Source organism: Knoellia locipacati (assembly GCF_044791685.1).
Taxonomy (GTDB): Bacteria; Actinomycetota; Actinomycetes; order Actinomycetales; family Dermatophilaceae; genus Knoellia; species Knoellia locipacati_A.
Map to the genome: position 1 here is coordinate 3,967,841 of NZ_CP087730.1, position 17,328 is coordinate 3,985,168.

The window sequence follows — 17,328 nt, forward strand, 5'->3', positions numbered from 1 at the left end:
CGTGCTCTCACAGGCGAGACGTGCCGTCGTAACCGCCCTTGGGCGCGCGCAGACCGAAGAGTGCTCCCACCGTGGGGGCGACGTCGACGGTGCGGGCCACCTCGGTGCGCACCTGCCCGATGGCGATCCGCCGCGAGCCGCCGCCGACGAAGAACGGGATCGGCTCGGTGACGGGGTGCCCGTGGTTGCCGGGGATGGGGTTGGAGTACACAGCCGGGTCGCTGAACCGCCAACCCGCCTTGCAGTAGGCCACGACGTCGCCCGCCTCCGGACCGAGGCGCAGGTCCGCGGGGAGGTGCGTCGACAGGACGCCGGGGACCGCTTCGACGACCTGCCGGAGCCGTGCCACACCGTCGGCCCGTCCGGCCTCTGACCCCGTCCAGTACAGGAGGTCGGCACCACCGTTCTGGGAGATCACCACGTTGCCGGCCAGGAGCGGATCTGCCTCGACCACCGGCGCGAGGGAGATGACCCTGGTGGGCACCGACCAGTCCATCGAGTGGTCGGCGAGCACCACGATCACGGAGCTCTCCCAGCGGCCGGTGTCCTTCAGGTGCTGCACGAAGCGCCCCACCTGCTGGTCGGTGGAGCCCAGCGCCGCAGAGCGGGCCACGTCCAACGAGACCGACCCGGTGAGGTCGCTGTGGCCGACCCGGTCGATGTCGCCGAGGTTGGTGAACACGAGGTCGGGGTCGACGCTGTCGACCATCGAGATGAGCGCGTCCGTGGTGAAGGCGTCGGGTGCGTGGTTGGTCCCGGGCACGAGTGGTGACGGCTCCCAGCGGTACGTCGCCCGGGTGCCGAAGATCCCGTACAGGTACGCCTTCGACAGCACCGTGCCGGTGCGGTGGCCGGCGGCGTTCAGCCGCTCGAGAACCGTGGGGAACCGTAGGTCGGTGGGGCGGTCGAGGTCACGGACCACGCCCTCGAGCCGGTCGTGGACAGCGTTGGCCGGCACACCGCTGCGGTCGGGACGCACGCCCGTCATCATCATGACGTGGTTGGGGATGGTCTCCATGACCGGCAGCGACCTGGCGTTCGGGTACCAGGTGCCTCCCTCTCGGAGCGCGTGCAGGTTCGGCGTCAGTCCGGCGGTGATCTCGTCGGGGCGGCAACCGTCGGTGACGAGGACGTACACGCGAGTGCGCCCCACCGCCGCCGTGGACAGCGGGGCTCCCGCCGCCGCCGAGATGACCACCACGCCGAGGGCTCCGGCCGACCGCAGGACGCTGCGCCGGGACGGGCTGCCGGCACCCGGCATACGGGATCCGGGGTTCATCGCGCCGCTCCGGTCGCCCGGGCCAGCGTGTTGGTCCCGACGGCCACGCGCCAGCCGGTCGACCACGTGGACGTGGCCGCGCGGTCGGCACGGTCGCTGACGACGTACCAGTCCATCTGGGCCTCCCGCGCGGTGATCGTCAGGACCGAGTACCCGTGGCTGTCGAAGTCGAGGTGCTTGACGTGGCGGTTGCTCGTCATGATCGCATTTTCGACGGCGAGCGAGCTCGTCCTCGGCGGCGAGCCGGTGATGTCGTCGAGGTTGTTCGAGGTCACGGAGGTCGCCACGAGCTCCACACCGGCGGTGCGGCTGAGCGGGTAGGTGCCCGGGTCGACCGGCAGCTCGCACGCCCACCCGGAGTGGATGTCACCGGTGAGGAACACCGTGTTGGCGACCCCACGGTCGGCGATGAAGTCGATCAGCTCGCGACGGTCGGCGGTGTAGCCGTCCCACTGGTCGACGTTGTACGCCACCCCGTCAGGGGGCAGCAGCCCGGTCATGTCGACCACCGGTCCCGCGACGTGCTGGTCGAGCGGCGGGAAGAGCACCGGGCTGACCATCACCGGGTTGCCGACGAGCTTCCACACCGCGTCGTTCTCGACGAGACGGTCCTTGAGGTACTGCATCTGCGCCTCCCCGGTGATCGTCCGCGACGGGTCGGCGACGGCGGCCATCTCCGTGGGCTCGACCTGCCGGCTGCGGTAGCTGCGCAGGTCGAGCATCGTGAGGTCGGCGAGCCGACCGAACTGAAGGTGCCGGTAGAGCTGCGCTCCGTCACCGACGGCGGCCGTCCCCGACATCCGCACCGGCATCCACTCGTCGTATGCCGTCCGTGCCGCGGCCTTGCGCGTGGCCCAGTCGCCGTCGCCGGACTGGTGGTTCTCGGCGCCGTCGCTCCAGGCGTCGTTGGCGCTCTCGTGGTCGTCCCAGGTCGTCACCCACGGCGCTGCGGCGTGAAGGGCCTGCAGGTCGGGGTCGGTCTTGTACTGGGCGTGGCGCTGACGGTAGTCGGCCAGCGACACCATCTCGTGGACCGGCTCGTGGGGCCGGATGACCCTGTTGCCCTGGCCGTGGGCGTAGGTGCCGGTGCCGTACTCGTAGAGGTAGTCCCCGAGGTGCAGCACCGCGTCGAGGTCGCCGCGGACTGCCAGGTGGCGGTAGGCCGAGAAGTACCCTGCCTCCCAGTTGGAGCATGACACCACGGCGAGACGGAGCCGGTCGGGTGAGGCGGTCGCTGCCGGCGCGGTGCGGGTGCGCCCGACAGGTGAGTGCGCGCCGCCCAGGGAGAAGCGATAGAAGTATGCCGTTCCAGCGGCCAGTCCGGCCGCGTCCACCTTGACGGTGTGGTCTCGCTCCGGGCCCGTCACGGTGGAGCCCTTCGCGAGAACGCGGCGGAAGTCCGGGTCGGCGGCCACCTGCCAGGAGACGGTCACACGGGGCCCGGCGCCGGACCCCGGCAACGAGGCGTCGGTCGGGGTCACCCGGGTCCAGAGCAGGACGGCGTTCGGGAGCGGGTCACCGGAGGCGACGCCGTGACGGAACGGGCCGGATGGGGCGCGCACCTCGGGCACGGACCTGCCCGTGGCCAGGGCCGATGATGCGGTCGGCCCGGTCGCCCAGAGGGCGCCTGCGACGGCGGCTGAACCGGTGAGGAGAGTGCGTCGTTCGATCATGGTCACCCACCGTGCCGATCCATGGTGACGAACGGGTGACGGACGGGTCAGAGGATGTTCACCTGACGTTCAGTCGTCGTCGGAGTCGAAGAGGTCCTGCCCGTCGATGGTCTCGGCCGTCTCGTCGATGGCCTCGACCGTCGCGGTCGGCTCGGCCTCGGCGGTGGGGCGACGGTCGAGGTGGACGCCGGCGATCATGCACCGCACCGACCCACCGGCGAGCTCGATCGTGGGGATGTCGACGGCGAGGATCTCGCACGACTCCTCGATGGCCGCCACCTGGTCGGGACGCAGGCTGCGCCTCGCCCGAGCCGACATCGCCATGACGTAGCGGCGCCTGCCCTCGGCGGTGCGTCCGCAGAGCTCGACGGCGTTGCCTGCGAACTCCCGGATCTGCTCCTCGGTGAGCTCGACGATCGTGCGACCGGTCACGGAGAGCCGCTCACGGACCTGCTCCCGGCGGACCTCGTCGTGGATCATCTCGAGGGCGATCATGGCGACGTCGGTGCCGATGCACGCGATGACGTTGGTGTGGTAGACCGGCACACCCTCGGAGTCGACGGCGTCGAAGGCCATCGGCTCGTAGCCGAAGTCGGTGCAGAAGCGCTCGAGCACCGCGATGTCGGCCCGGTGGCTCCGCGCGGTGTAGGCGACGCGCGACACGTGGTCGAGCACCATGGCGCCGGTGCCCTCGAGGAAGATCCCGTCCGGTTCGAGGCCGGAGTAGTCGACGATCGCCTGGACGCGGTAGTCCGACTTGAGCATCTCGAGGACGTCGGCACGACGCTCGTGGCGCCGGTTCGAGGCGTACATCGGGTAGACCGCGACGTAGCCCCCGGCGTGGGTGGACAGCCAGTTGTTGGGGAAGACGCTGTCGGGACGCGTGTGGTCCTCGTCGGCGAAGACGTGGACCGTGACGCCGGCGGCGCGCAGGGCGTCGGCCAGGGCATCCATCTCGGCCAGGGCCGTGGTGGAGACGGCGACATCGGACTGGCCTGCGGGGACGTCACGCTGGAAGGCGTTGTCGGCCGCCGTGGCGGGATTGGGCAGGAACCGTTCGGCACGGATCAGCACGACTGCGGAAGGGGCCTGAGCACTCACGGACGGAATGTAGTCCATGAGCCCCGCCGCACTCGAACTCCCCCGGGCGCCCCGAGGCCCGGACCCCGTGCCCAGGGCACGGAGCTCGGGCCCAGGGCACGGAGTTCGGGCCCGGCCCGGTAAGCGCGCCAGGCCCCGGTCGAGCCTAGAACCCGCCCCCGAAGTCCCCTCCACCGAAGTCGGCGCCGCCGAAGTCCCCGCCACCGAGATCCGAGCCACCACCCAGGTCCGACCCTCCGGCCTCGGTGGTCTCTCCACCGGCACCGCCCTCGCCACCACCGGCTGCCTCGCCGCCACCATCGGCGGCGCCGGCCTCGCCGGCCTCGCCAGCCTCAGCCGCTTCGGGCGACGAGCCGTAGTCGTCGAACAGCGCGTCGGCGATGGCCGTGCCCACGACCACACCGGCGATCGTCCCCATCATCGACCCCATGAGGGTGCCACCCATGCCCGCGCCACCGAAGCCGCCGCGACCGAACGTCCGCTCCATGGTGCCGGGCTGGCGCATCTCGGCCCGGGTCGCCGCCCGGGCGAGGTCCTGGGGCTCTGCGCTCGTAGGCGCTTCCCCCTGCGGCGCGTCCTGGGTCAGCCCGGTGAGCACCTGCTGCCGCTGGTCGGGGGTGAGACGCGCGAAGGCCTCGGCGTGCACCTGCTCGAGCGTCTCGGGCGGCGCGGTGCGCAAGAGGTAGCGGTAGCGGGCGATGGCCCGCGCGTCGTCACCGCCCTGGACCTGACCAGTCGAGCCCTCACCCCGGAAGTGCTGCGGCTGCTGGCCCTGACCAGAACCGCCCTGTGACCACGACCCACCTCCGGATCCCGGTGCTCCGCCCTGTCCCTGCATGCGCGGCTCACGGCCGAGGAGCCTGTCGAGGAAACCCATGTCCATCCTCCCGTCGTGCCGCGTCGTCGACACGGCGTCACGTCCAGCATGCCTCACGCGGGCGCGTCAGCGGGTGAGCGCGAGCGACCCCAGCGCGACGAGCCAGCTGACGAAGCTGCCCACGAGGAAGTACTCGGTCACCTGGTCGATGCCGTCGCCCTTGATCGTCGCGTCGTCCTTGGCCGACTGGAGCTCCGGGAACCGGATCAGGCCCTTGGCGGCGATGACGATGCTCGCGGCGGTGACCTGGCCGGCGAGACCGAGCCCGAGGATGAAGATGCGCTCCATGGGGCCGAGCAGCCGCCCACCCTTGAGCCTGTCGGACGGCTCGCTCTCTCGGCCAGGTCTGGTGCGTCCGGACGGCCTCATCGCACCCACGCTCACGAGGACGAGCCTGACGATGACGTTGCCGGTGGCGAGGTTGGCGACGAAGAGGCCGGCCACGAGCAGCAGACGGTCGACCGGCTCGTCACCGGCGAACGGCAGGTCGGCCCAGGCCATCCACTCGGCGAGCGGGCCGTTGGCCGTGGAGGCGAACCCCGAGGCCGCGACGAGCGCAACCGCCGCGCCGCCCAGGACGAGAAGAGCCTCGGCATGCCCCCCACCGCGGCGCAACGAACGCTCGGACAGCGCCACCCACCCCACCAGGGGCACGATCGACGCGGTCAGGGCGACGAGGTCCGCGGCACCGGTCAACCCTGCGAGCAGCCCGACGCCGATCGTCGTGACGGCACCGATCGGGACGGCCGCCGCACGGACCAGCCTGGAGTCGACGGCGCGGAGCAGGTCGGCGACACCGACGCCGAGCAACCAGACGGCGAGCCACGTCATGGCAGCGTCCTCAGCAGCTCGTGGCAGCGCATGATGACGGCGAGACCGTCGGCCCGCACGCGCTGCGAGACCGCCGAGGGGCTGATCCCGTCGGCCTCGGCGAGCTCACGTTGTGTCATCCCCTCGAGCAGTCCTCTCAACAGTCGCCCCGATCTCTCCGACAACGAGCCAACCATGTGGTCCTGACACTGCAGGGCCGCCTCCACCGCGACGCTCGTCCCCATCTCGTCCTGCTCTCCCTCGGCGAGCCGGTATGCCGTGTGGACGTGGGCCAGAGCAGCCCGCCGGGCCTGGTCCTCCACGGCGACGATGGCCTCACGGGCCGCCCACCAGGCCGGCCCGTCCTTGATGCCGCGCGCCTCGTCGAGGGTGGTCGTCGTGCCCCGTCCGAGGCCGTAGCGGGTCTCCGCGTGCGGGCGGAGGGCCAGCCGGGCGCGCAGGGCCGCGTCAAGGGCGGAACCCAGGTTCGGGTAGACGCCCTGGAACTCGTCTCCCACCGTGATCTCGAGAGGTTCGAGGTGCTCGACCCGCTCGTTCGTCTCGGCGAGCGCGGCCTCGATCGCGCGGTGGAGGCCACGTCGGTCCTTGCTCGCCCGGGACTCCACGACGTCCCCGATGAGGACGACAGGTGGACGCTGAACTTCGACCATGTCCAGATCATACCTTCATCCTGAGCATATTCAGCCTTTTCCTTCACTTCGGCCATGTGAAGCCATGTCCTCAACGCCTCCACCTCCGGTCGTTCCTGCGAGTCCGTCCGCGCGCCGACCCCGTTCGGGTCCAGAATGGGAGCACGGACCCGAGGGGTTCGTGACGACGGGGCCACCGGTCCCGGGCCGCGAGGCTCCCGCCGCCAGACCACAGAGTCGTGGAGGCGTCATGAGTGGCATCACATCCCCCATCCCCACCGCGAGGATCGTCGTCGGGATCGACGGGTCCGCGCACGGATGGGCGGCGCTGGCGTGGGCCGCCGAGCTCGCTTCGCAGCGGTCACTCTCCGTGCACCTCATCCATGCCTTCGCGCCGGACATCCCGATGCTCGGCTTCGGCAGCACCGACCAGAGCTCGATCAAGTCCGAGGGTGAGCGGCTGCTCGCCACCGCACGGGCGAGGGCCCACGCGGTCGACCCGACGCTCACGGTGACGACATCACTGCCCCCGGGCTTCGCCTCACCCGCGCTGGTCAAGGCCTCCCACGACGCCACCATGGTCGTCCTCGGGGCCGTCGGACACGGACTGCTCAGCCGGGCGACGATCGGCGCGGTGGCCCAGCAGGTCGCTGCCCACGCCACCTGTCCGGTCGTCATCGTCGGGCACGAGGGCCACAGCGAGACGCCGCACCACCGGGTCGTCGTCGGCGTGGACGGCTCGGCGCCGTCGGCAGCCGCTCTCCACACCGCGTTCGACTACGCCGCCTCGCGACAGGCCGAGCTCGTCGTCGTCCACGCGTGGGAGGCCAAGGGACCCGAGGACCCGACGCTGCAGACGGACTCGAGCTGGCCGGCATACGAGAGCGACCTCGAGCAGAAGGTGGGCCGGGAGATCGCGACGAGCAGCACCGCACACCCCGACGTCAAGGTCCGACACGAGGTCGTGCGGAGCTCGCCCGTGGCCGCGCTCATCCAGGCTGCCGACACAGCCGACCTCGTCGTGGTCGGGGCACGCGGCACCGGTGGCTTCCCCGGGCTGCACCTCGGCTCAGTCTCGAGCAGGCTCCTCGGCCGGACGGCGTGTCCGCTCGTCCTCGTGCACCCGCGGACACTCTGACCTCGCGGGAAGGCGCGCGGTCGCACCGAGCTGGTCGAGGACGAAGGCCCACTCCCACGCCACCTGCTCCCACGCTGCGTAGCGTCCACTGCGGCCACCGTGCCCGGCCGACATCTCGGTGCGCAGCAGGATGGGTCGCGTCGCCTCGTCGTTGGTGACCGTCGCCCGCAGGCGAGCGACCCACTTCGCCGCCTCGGTGAAGAACACGCGGGTGTCGTGCAGGCTCGTCGTGGCCAGGATCGCCGGATAGGCCTGTGCCGCAACGTTCTCGTAGGGGGTGTAGCCCTTCATCACGGCGTAGACCTCGGGGTCCTCGAGCGGGTTGCCCCACTCCTCCCACTCCCCCACGGTGAGCGGCAGGTCGGGCCGCAGGATCGTCGTGAGCGCGTCGACGAACGGCACCGCGCCGTGCGCGACCCGGAAGCGGCCGGGCGCGAGGTTGAGCACCGCGCCGACGAGCAGGCCCCCGGCAGAACCGCCCTCGAGCCCGAGGCGGTCCGGAGCCACCCAGCCGAGCTCGACGAGCCGGTCGGCGCAGGCGACGGTGTCGGAGAAGGTGTTGGGCTTGGCCAGCAGCTTGCCCTGGTCGTACCAGTGCCGACCCATCTCGCCGCCGCCGCGCACGTGGGCGGTCGCGTGGACCACCCCGCGGTCGAGCAGGGAGAGCCGGGCCACGGAGAAGTAGGGGTCGCTCGAGTGCTCATAGGCCCCGTATGCCGTGAGCAGCCCGGGGTGGGTCCCGTCCGGTCCGAGGTCGGCCCGGTGCACGACCGAGATCGGCACCCGGGTGCCGTCCGAGGCGGTGGCCCACTCGCGGCGCTGGACGTAGTCGGAGAGGTCGACGTCACCCAGGACCGGCTGCTGCTTGAGAACGGTGCGCTCCCCGCTGACGAGGTCGAGCTCGAGCACGGTGTGCGGGGTCACGAACGACTCGTAGACGACCTGGACGCGGGTCTGACCGGGCTCGGGGTTGTCTCCCAGCCCGACGGCATAGATCGGCTCGTCGAAGGAGACCGGGACGGGTGCGGCATACCCGGACTCGTCCGCGGCGTCGACGCGCAGCACCGAGAGCGACGTCAGCCCGTCGCGCCGCAGGGAGAGCACCGCGACCTCGTCGAACGCGTCGACCCCGAGGAACCGCTCACCCTGACCGGCCGCGAGCAGCGGACGCCACTGCTCGTGGCTCGTCGCGTCGAGCGGCGCCCAGGCGAGGTCGGAGTCGGGGTTGTCGGTGTTGTGGACGATGAGCAGCCGGTCGGACGCCGGCTCGACGTCGTACTCGACACCGTCACGCCGGGGTGCCACCACACGGAAGTCGGCCTCCGGCGTCGTCGCGTCGAGCAGGCGGACCTCGGAGGTGGTCTTGGACCCGAGGGCGAGGATGACCCACCGGTCGTCGCGGCTGGAGCCGACGCCCATCCAGAAACGCTCGTCCGGCTCGTCATGGACGAGCACGTCGGTGGCCGGGTCGCTCCCGACCACCCGTCGCCAGAGCTGGTGGGGCCGCCATGCGTCGTCGACGCGCGTGTAGAAGATCGTGCGCCCGTCGTGGGAGAACTCGACGCCGTAGCCGATGCCGGTGATCGCGTCGTCGAGCGTCGCGCCGGTCTCGAGGTCGCGCACGACGAGGTCGAAGCGCTCGTCGCCCGTGGTGTCGGTCGCCAGGGCGAGCCGGGTGTGGTCGGGGCTCACCGTGAGGGCGCCGATCGCGAAGAACTCCGAGTCGCCGGCCTCGACGTTGCCGTCGACGAGCACCTGCTCACCCTCGGGCGTCTCGCCCGGAGCGATGACCGGGCGCTGCGACGGGTCGGTCACCGGCACTCGGGCGTGGATGGCGTACTGCTGGCCCTCGACGGTGCGCGAGTAGTACCACCACGGACCGGACCGCACCGGGACCGACAGGTCGGTCTCGAGCACCCGGGACTTGATCTCGCCGAAGATGCTGTCCCGCAACGGTTGCAGGTGCGTGGTGCGGGCGTCGGCGTAGGCGTTCTCGGCCTCGAGGAGGGCGAGCACCGCGGGGTCGTCGCCGTCGCGCAGCCACTCGTAGGGGTCGACGACGCGGTCGCCGTGGTGCTCGCGCACGTGCTCGCGCGTCACTGCCCTCGGCGGAGTCGGCGAGGCCTGTGCGGTCTGTTGCGTCGGCTCAGCCACCGGTGAGGCACCTCGGGCCCAGGAGAACCTTGAGGTCGCCGAAGAGCGACTCGGTCGCGTTGACCCGCAGCGCGTCGTCGAGCTTGATGAGGGTGCTCCTGCCCGGTTTGGTGAGCTTGAGGTGGACCTCGGTCGTGCCGGGGTGGTTGGCCAGGACGCCCTTGAGCTCCTCCATCCGCCCGGTCGTCGCACGCAGGGTGTCGAGGGTGACGACGACCGGCCCTCGCGGCCCCTCCGTGAGCTCGGGCAGCGTGAGCTCCTGCGCATAGATCGACACGGAGTCGTCGCGACGGTTGACCTTGCCCCGCACGACCGCGACGACGTCCTGCGAGAGCATCGTCGACACGGTGAGGTAGGCGCTCGGGAAGAAGAGGCACTCGATCGCACCCTCGAGGTCCTCGACGGTCGCGATGGCCCAGAGATCGCCCTTCTTGGTGCGCTTGACCTGGAGCCCGGTGATGAGGCCGGCGACGGTGACCATCGAGCCCTCGGGCTTGCCGTCCTCGGCGCTCAGCGTCGCGATCGCCGTGTCGGCGTGCTGCTGGAGGACGTGCTCGACACCGAAGAGCGGGTGGTCGGAGACGTAGAGGCCGAGCATCTCGCGCTCGAACGTGAGCAGGGTCGACTTGTCCCACTCGACCGTGGGGACGGGGGTGAGCCCCATCATCGCGTCGGGACCGCCGGCGTCGCCGTCGTCACCGAAGGCGCCGAACAGCGAGTCCTGGCCGATCGCCTCCTGCCGCTTGACCGAGACGAACGCGTCGACGTACTCCTCGTGGATGCGCAGCAGCCCGGCGCGCGTCTCGCCCAGCCCGTCGAAGGCGCCGCCCTTGATGAGCGACTCGATGGTGCGCTTGTTGCAGACCACGGCCGGGCACTTGGAGAGGAAGTCGCGGAACGAGGTGAACGCGCCCTTCTCCTCGCGCGCGCCGATGATCGCCTCGACGACGTTGTGGCCGACGTTGCGGATGGCAGCCATGCCGAAACGGATGTCGGTGCCGACGGCGGCGAACCGGGCGACGGAGTCGTTGACGTCGGGCGGGAGGACCTTGATGCCCATCCGCCGGCACTCGCCGAGGTAGAGGGCGGACTTGTCCTTGTCGTCGCCGACGCTCGTGAGCAGGCCGGCCATGTACTCGGCCGGGTAGTTGGCCTTGAGGTAGGCGGTCCAGTACGAGACGAGCCCGTATGCCGCGGTGTGGGCCTTGTTGAACGCGTAGTCGGAGAAGGGGACGAGGACGCCCCACAGCGCCGCGATCGAGGCCTCGTTGAAGCCCTTGGCCTTCATGCCCTGGGAGAAGGGGACGTACTCGGCGTCGAGGACCTCCTTCTTCTTCTTGCCCATGGCGCGGCGGAGGAGGTCGGCGTTGCCGAGGGTGTAGCCGGCGAGCTTCTGGGCGATCTCCATGACCTGCTCCTGGTAGATCACCAGGCCATAGGTCGTGCCGAGGATCGGCCCGAGGGCGTCGATCATCTCCTGCTGGAGCTTGCCCTTGAGCATCGGGTCGAGCGGCGTGAGCTCCTGCTTGCCGTTCTTGCGCAGCGCGAAGTTGGTGTGCGCGTTGACGCCCATGGGGCCGGGTCGGTAGAGCGCGAGGGCCGCGGAGATGTCCTCGAAGTTGTCCGGCTGCATGAGCTTGAGCAGTGTGCGCATGCCGCCGCCGTCGAGCTGGAAGACCCCGAGCGTGTCGCCGCGGGCGAGCAGCTCGTAGGTCGCCTTGTCGGTCATGTCCTTGGACAGCGCGTCGAGGTCGAGGTCCTCGTCGCGGTTGGCCTTCACGTTCTCGATCGCGTCGTCGAGGATCGTGAGGTTGCGCAGGCCGAGGAAGTCCATCTTGACCAGGCCGAGCGTCTCGCAGGTCGGGTAGTCGAACTGGGTGAGGACCTGCCCGTCCTGGAGCCGCTTCATGATCGGGATGACGTCGATGAGCGGCTCGCTCGACATGATGACGCCGGCGGCGTGGACGCCCCACTGGCGCTTGAGGCCCTCGAGGCCCTTGGCCGTCTCGACGATCTCCTTGAAGTGCGGCTCGGTCTCGACGAGCTCGCGGAACTCCTTGCCCTCGCCGAAGCGCGGGTGCTCGGGGTCGTAGATGCCGGACAGCGGCACACCCTTGCCCATGACGTCCGGCGGCATGGCCTTGGTGAGCTGCTCGCCGACGTTGAACGGGTGGCCCATGACCCGGGCCGAGTCCTTGACCGCCTGCTTGGCCTTGATCGTGCCGTAGGTGACGATCTGCGCGACCCGCTCGGCGCCGTACTTCTCGGTGACGTAGCGGATGACCTCGCCGCGCCGGCGCTCGTCGAAGTCGATGTCGAAGTCCGGCATGGACGCGCGCTCGGGGTTGAGGAAGCGCTCGAAGATCAGCCCGTGCGGGATCGGGTCGAGGTCGGTGATCTTCATCGCGTAGGCGCACATCGAGCCGGCACCCGAGCCACGACCCGGACCCACGCGGATGCCGTTCTTCTTGGCCCAGTTGATGAAGTCGGCGACGACGAGGAAGTAGCCGGGGTAGCCCTTGGAGACGATGACCTCGATCTCGAAGTCCGCCTGCTTCTGCGCATACTCCGGTATGCCGTCCGGGAACCTCTCGCGCAGGCCGGTCTGGACCTCCTTGATGAACCAGGAGTCCTCGCTCTCCCCCGGCGGGCAGGGGAACTTCGGCATGTAGCGGCCCTCACCCTCGGTGAAGGACACCTCGCACATCTCGGCGACGAGGAGGGTGTTGTCGCACGCCTCCGGCAGCTCGCGCCAGATGTGGCGCATCTCGGCAGCGGTCTTGAGGTAGTAGCCGTCACCGTCGAACTTGAACCGGTTGGGGTCCATGAGGGTCGAGCCGGACTGGACGCACAGCAGGGCGCCGTGCGCCTGTGAGTCCTCGGGGTAGGTGTAGTGGCTGTCGTTGGTCGCGAGGAGCGGGAGGTCGAGCTCCTTGGCCAGCCGCAGCAGGTCCTTGATCGTGCGGCGCTCGATCTCGTTCTGGTGGTCCATGACCTCGCAGAAGTAGTTCTCGGCGCCGAAGATGTCGCGGTAGTCGCTCGCCGCCTGCTTGGCCAGGTCGTACTGGCCGAGGCGGAGCCGGGTCTGGATCTCGCTCGAGGGGCAGCCGGTCGTGGCGATGAGGCCCTGGCCGTGCTGGTCGATGAGCTCGCGGTCGAGGCGCGGCCACTTGGCGTAGACCTGGTCGAGCGAGGCCTGGCTGTCCATCTGGAAGAGGTTGCGCAGGCCGTTGTTGTTCTTGGCCAGCAGCGTCATGTGAGTGTAGGCGCCGGAGCCGGAGACGTCGTCGCCGGGACGGGTGCGCTCGTCACCCCACTTGACGCGCGTCTTGTCGGTGCGGTGGGTGCCCGGCGTGACGTAGGCCTCGAGCCCGATGATCGGCTTGACGCCGGTCCCCTGGGCCTTGCGCCAGAACTCGTGCGCCCCGTAGAGGTAACCGTGGTCGGTCATCGCGAGGGCCGGCATACCGAGCTCGGAGGCCCGGGTGAAGAGATCCCCGATCCGAGCCGCTCCGTCCAGCATGGAGTACTCGGTGTGGACGTGCAGGTGGACGAAGCTGTCCGTGCTGTCCGGGGCTGGGGAGGAGGTGGGCGACGACATCGTGGATCATCCTAGGTCGCTCCGGCGACAGCCCCGAACGGCTCGCCACGGTGTGGCGGATGTGACCCGTGTGACTGGCGGAAGAGCCCCGAGGGACGCCGTCAGAGGCGGTCGAGGGCGTCCTGGAGGTCCTGCGGGTACTGGCTCTCGAAGGTGACCCACTCCCCGGTGCCCGGGTGCTCGAAGCCCAGCCCGACGGCGTGCAGCCACTGGCGCTCGAGCCCCAGCTTCTTGGCCAGCGTCGGATCGGCGCCGTAGGTGAGGTCACCGACGCACGGGTGGCGCAGCGCCGAGAAGTGCACCCGGATCTGGTGGGTGCGCCCTGTCTCGAGGTGGATCTCCAGCAGGCTCGCGTGGCGGAAGGCCTCGAGGAGCTCGTAGTGGGTGACGGCGTGCTTGCCCGACTCCATGACCGCGAACTTGTAGTCGTGGCCGGGGTGGCGCCCGATCGGGGCGTCGATCGTGCCGACGAGCGGGTCGGGGAGGCCCTGGACGAGCGTGTGGTAGGTCTTGTCGACCGTCCGCTCCTTGAAGGCCCGCTTGAGCAGCGAGTAGCCGCGCTCGCTCTTGCAGACGACCATGAGGCCGGACGTGCCGACGTCGAGCCGCGACACGATGCCCTGGCGCTCGCTGGCGCCGCTCGTCGAGATGCGGTAGCCGGCCGCCGCCAGGCCGCCGAGGACCGTGGGCCCGGTCCACCCGACGCTGGGGTGCGCGGCCACGCCGACCGGCTTGTCGACGACGACGATGTCGTCGTCGTCATGGATGATCCCCATGCCCGGGACGGGTTCGGCGATGACCTCGAGCGTCGGGCTCGGGTCGGCGCTCGGCAGGGTCACCTCGAGCATGTCGCCACCGTGGACACGGTGGGACTTGCCCACGCTCGCCCCGTTGACGCTGACGCCTCCGTCGGCCGCGAGGTCGGCGGCGCGGGTGCGCGAGAGCCCGAAGAGGCGCGCCATCGCGGCGTCGACGCGCTCGCCCTGGAGGCCCTCGGGGACGAGGACGGTGCGGCTGTCAGACATCGTCGCCCCCCTCGCTCTCGTCGTCGTCCTGGCCGGCTTCGTGCCGGCCGTGCGTCACGCCTTCGAGGGGTATGCCGCGCAGCGCGAGGACCGCTCCCATGCCGGCAGCGACGACGATCGCGATGTCCGCGACGTTGCCGATGAACAGCCCGAAGTAGTCGATGAAGTCGACGACGTGGCCGCGACCGAACCCCGGCGCGCGGAAGATCCGGTCGATGAGGTTGCCGATCGCACCACCGAGGAGCATGCCGAGGGTGACGGCCCAGCCTCCGTGACCGACCCGGACGGCGGCCCGGCCGACCCAGACGACGATCGCCAGGGCCACGAGGGTGAGCAGCCACGTGACACCGTCACCGAGGGAGAAGGCCGCACCCGCGTTGCGGATGAGGTTGAGCCGCAGCAGCGGGCCGAGGAGGTCGCGCGGCTCCCCCGGCGTGAGGGCGCCCAGCGCCCACACCTTGGAGCCCTGGTCGAGCACGAGCGTGAGGACGCCGACACCGATGAGGAGCGCAAACAGCCGCGACCGGCCCTGGCGTTCTTCCGGGGCCGGTGCGGGGGTGGACTGGGGGCTGGAGGTCAGCGGCGTTCCTGTTTCATCTTGCATGTCATGCATAGGGTCGCACGAGGTGCGGCCTGGAGGCGAAGTTTGCCGATCGGCTGGCCGCAGGACTCGCACACTCCGTAGGTCCCGTTGTCGAGCCGCTCGAGCGCGTGCTCGTTCTGGTGGAGCATCTCGCGGGCGTTGTCGGCGAGGGCGATCTCCTGCTCGCGCTCGTAGGTCTTGGCCCCGGCGTCGGCCTGGTCGTCGCCGGCGCCGTCACCGGAGTCACGCAGCAGGTCGGACAGCTCGGACTCGGCCTGCGCGAGCTCGGCACGCAGCTGGGCGACGTCCGCCTCGATCCCGGCACGGACCTCCCGCAGCTCCTTGGCGGTCCACGGTGACTCATCCTCTTTGACGACGAGGGAGACCTTCTTGGTGGCCTTCCTCGCGGGAGCCTTCGTGGCGGGAGCCTTCGTCGCCGCAGCCTTGGTGGCGGGAGCCTTCTTCGCCGCAGCCTTGGTGGCTGGAGCCTTCTTCGCCGCAGCCTTGGTGGCGGGAGCCTTCTTCGCCGCGACCTTGGTGGCGGGAGCCTTCTTCGCCGCGACCTTCGTGGCCGGAGCCTTCTTCGCCGCAGCCTTGGTGGCCGGAGCCTTCTTCGCCGCGACCTTCGTGGCCGCAGCCTTCGTGGCCGGAGCCTTCTTCGCCGCGACCTTCGTCGTCGAGCCCTTCTTCGCGGTGGCCTTCTTCACCGCCGCGGAGGCCTTGGCACCCGCCTTCTTCGCCACCGCCTTGACGGAAGCAGCCTTGCCGGATCCAGCCCTGGTGGCCCCCGAGGGAGCGCGCTTGGCAGCCATGCCTGTCCTCACTCGTCAACAAAGGTCGGGCCCGGGGGGCTCGACCACGTGCGGCGAGGATAAGCCCTGATCAACGGCACCACAACGCAAAACGCCAGACGACCTGCGACGGCACCATCCGGCATACGGCCGCCTAACACGCCGAAGGGCACCCGGTCGGACCGGGTGCCCTTCGTGCGAGCTGGGATCAGTGACGTGTCACTGGTTCTGCTTGGCGGCTTCCTCGACCTCGACGTCGACCGCGGTGTGGTCGAGCTCCTTGAGCTGACCCTCGATGTAGGTCTTGAGGCGACCGCGGTAGTCACGCTCGAAGCCGCGCAGCTGCTCGATCTTGCGCTCGAGCACCGCACGCTCCTCGCTCAGCTCCTGGAGGATGGCGGCCTTGCGCTGCTGCGCCTCGTGGACCATGCCCGTCGAGCGCTCGCGGGCCTCGGTGATGAGCTCCTCGCGCTTGCTGTTCGCCTCGGCGAGCATCGTGTCGTGCTGCGTCTGGGCCGTGCTGATGAGCTCGTCGTGCCGGGCCTGGGCGGTGCTGATGAGCTCGTCGTGCCGGGACTGACCGGTGTTGATGAACTCGTGGTGCTTGGACTCACCGGTGGAGATGAGCTCGTCGTGGCGGGACTGAGCCTCACGGAGGAGCTCGTCGCGGCGGGACTCACCGGCGGAGACGTGCTCGTCGTGCAGACGCTGGGCCAGCGCCAGGACGCCCGCAGCCGAACCGGCACCGGCACCTGCGCCGGCGAGCGCTGCGAGGTCGCCGGCCTGCCCTGCGTCGGGCTGGGCACTCACCTTGGCGGCGCGCTCCTGCGCCTCCGACTCGGCCTTCTCGGCCGCGGCCTGGGCCTTCTGGATCCGGTTCTGGGCCTCGCGCTCGGCCTCCTCGACCCGCGCACGCAGGGTCGCGATCTGCTCGTCGGCGCTGCTGTTCGCCTTGTCGTAGATGGCCTGCCGGTCCTTGGCGTTCTTGGCGGACGCAGCCTCGCGCTCGGCACACTCACGGTCGCGCTCGGCGGCGATGGAGTCGCGCTCCCCGACGAGCGAGTCACGCTCGCCACGCAGGCCGTCGCGCTCACCCACGAGGGAGTCGCGCTCACCGACGAGGGAGTCGCGCTCACCGACGAGGGAGTCGCGCTCACCGACGAGGGAGTCGTGGCGGCCACGGAGGTCGGCGATCTCGCGCTCGGACTCGGCCAGTGTGCCCTCGAGCTCGCGCACCCGCGCCTCGAGCTCGTTGTTGCGCCGGGAGAGGCCGTCGACCTCACCCTGGTCCTGGGAGAGCTGGTTCTTGCCCTCGAGCTCCTCGAGCTCGCGCACCCGGGCCTCGAGCTCGGTGTTGCGTCCCTCGAGCCTGGCGATCTCGGCGGAGCGGTCGGGAGTGACGGCGGCCGGCGCCGGCATCGCGGCGGTGACGGGCTCGAGCCCGCGACCCTGCCGGCAGTCGTTGAGCTGCTTGCGCACCTCTTCGTCCGTCTTCGTCATCCGACGCATCTCGGCGACGATGTCATCGAGGAAGTCGTCGACCTCGCGCTCGTCGTAGCCGCGTCGGAACTGGGTGGTCGTGAACGTCTTGTTGAGGACGTCCTCGGGCGACAACGCCATGTCAACTCCTCTGTATCGATCGGTTC

General features: G+C 70.3%; 13 protein-coding genes. 1 reads left to right on the forward strand and 12 read right to left on the reverse strand.

All coding sequences use genetic code 11. From position 1 onward, the window contains the following. Positions 1-7: 7 nt before the first annotated feature. The 6 genes from LL946_RS18635 to LL946_RS18660 all read right to left on the reverse strand — a co-directional run bounded on the left by LL946_RS18635 (position 8) and on the right by LL946_RS18660 (position 6,411). Entirely contained in the window at positions 8-1,279 is a 1,272-nt protein-coding gene (locus tag LL946_RS18635; protein ID WP_404383392.1) for an alkaline phosphatase family protein, read from the reverse strand. Further along, positions 1,276-2,952 (reverse strand): alkaline phosphatase D family protein, encoded by a 1,677-nt coding sequence (locus LL946_RS18640; RefSeq protein ID WP_404383394.1) that lies wholly within the window; start codon positions 2,950-2,952, stop codon positions 1,276-1,278. The genes LL946_RS18635 and LL946_RS18640 overlap by 4 nt, the downstream gene beginning before the upstream one ends. Before the next feature lie 69 nt (positions 2,953-3,021). Continuing rightward, positions 3,022-4,053: a citrulline utilization hydrolase CtlX gene (gene ctlX, locus LL946_RS18645; RefSeq protein ID WP_404383396.1), complete on the reverse strand. Its 1,032-nt coding sequence runs from the start codon at positions 4,051-4,053 to the stop codon at positions 3,022-3,024. A 145-nt stretch (positions 4,054-4,198) separates the two neighbouring features. Next, positions 4,199-4,930, reverse strand: a complete 732-nt coding sequence (locus tag LL946_RS18650) for a hypothetical protein (protein WP_404383398.1) — start codon at positions 4,928-4,930, stop codon at positions 4,199-4,201. A gap of 66 nt (positions 4,931-4,996) precedes the next feature. Beyond that, entirely contained in the window at positions 4,997-5,761 is a 765-nt protein-coding gene (locus LL946_RS18655) for a hypothetical protein (RefSeq protein WP_404383400.1), read from the reverse strand. Then, positions 5,758-6,411, reverse strand: coding sequence for a SatD family protein (locus tag LL946_RS18660; protein ID WP_404383402.1), 654 nt, complete (start codon positions 6,409-6,411; stop codon positions 5,758-5,760). The genes LL946_RS18655 and LL946_RS18660 overlap by 4 nt, the downstream gene beginning before the upstream one ends. A gap of 229 nt (positions 6,412-6,640) precedes the next feature. Between LL946_RS18660 and LL946_RS18665 the strand changes: the two genes are divergently transcribed. Next, positions 6,641-7,528, forward strand: coding sequence for a universal stress protein (locus tag LL946_RS18665; protein WP_404383404.1), 888 nt, complete (start codon positions 6,641-6,643; stop codon positions 7,526-7,528). Here the strand turns inward: LL946_RS18665 and LL946_RS18670 are convergent. The 6 genes from LL946_RS18670 to LL946_RS18695 all read right to left on the reverse strand — a co-directional run bounded on the left by LL946_RS18670 (position 7,460) and on the right by LL946_RS18695 (position 17,302). Then, positions 7,460-9,682 (reverse strand): S9 family peptidase, encoded by a 2,223-nt coding sequence (locus LL946_RS18670; RefSeq protein ID WP_404383406.1) that lies wholly within the window; start codon positions 9,680-9,682, stop codon positions 7,460-7,462. The genes LL946_RS18665 and LL946_RS18670 overlap by 69 nt on opposite strands. Then, the gene (gene dnaE, locus LL946_RS18675; RefSeq protein ID WP_404383408.1) at positions 9,675-13,283 is read right to left on the reverse strand and encodes a DNA polymerase III subunit alpha; all 3,609 of its coding nucleotides are present in this window, start codon (positions 13,281-13,283) and stop codon (positions 9,675-9,677) included. The genes LL946_RS18670 and dnaE overlap by 8 nt, the downstream gene beginning before the upstream one ends. 101 nt (positions 13,284-13,384) lie before the next feature. Beyond that, positions 13,385-14,308: an RluA family pseudouridine synthase gene (locus LL946_RS18680; protein WP_404383410.1), complete on the reverse strand. Its 924-nt coding sequence runs from the start codon at positions 14,306-14,308 to the stop codon at positions 13,385-13,387. After that, the gene (lspA, locus tag LL946_RS18685; RefSeq protein WP_404383412.1) at positions 14,301-14,912 is read right to left on the reverse strand and encodes a signal peptidase II; all 612 of its coding nucleotides are present in this window, start codon (positions 14,910-14,912) and stop codon (positions 14,301-14,303) included. Before lspA ends, LL946_RS18680 begins: the two co-directional genes overlap by 8 nt. Further along, on the reverse strand, positions 14,885-15,703 hold the full coding sequence (locus LL946_RS18690) for a TraR/DksA family transcriptional regulator (RefSeq protein WP_404383414.1): 819 nt from the start codon (positions 15,701-15,703) through the stop codon (positions 14,885-14,887). Before LL946_RS18690 ends, lspA begins: the two co-directional genes overlap by 28 nt. Before the next feature lie 198 nt (positions 15,704-15,901). Beyond that, positions 15,902-17,302 (reverse strand): DivIVA domain-containing protein, encoded by a 1,401-nt coding sequence (locus LL946_RS18695; RefSeq protein ID WP_404383416.1) that lies wholly within the window; start codon positions 17,300-17,302, stop codon positions 15,902-15,904. Between the last annotated feature and the right edge of the window lie 26 nt (positions 17,303-17,328).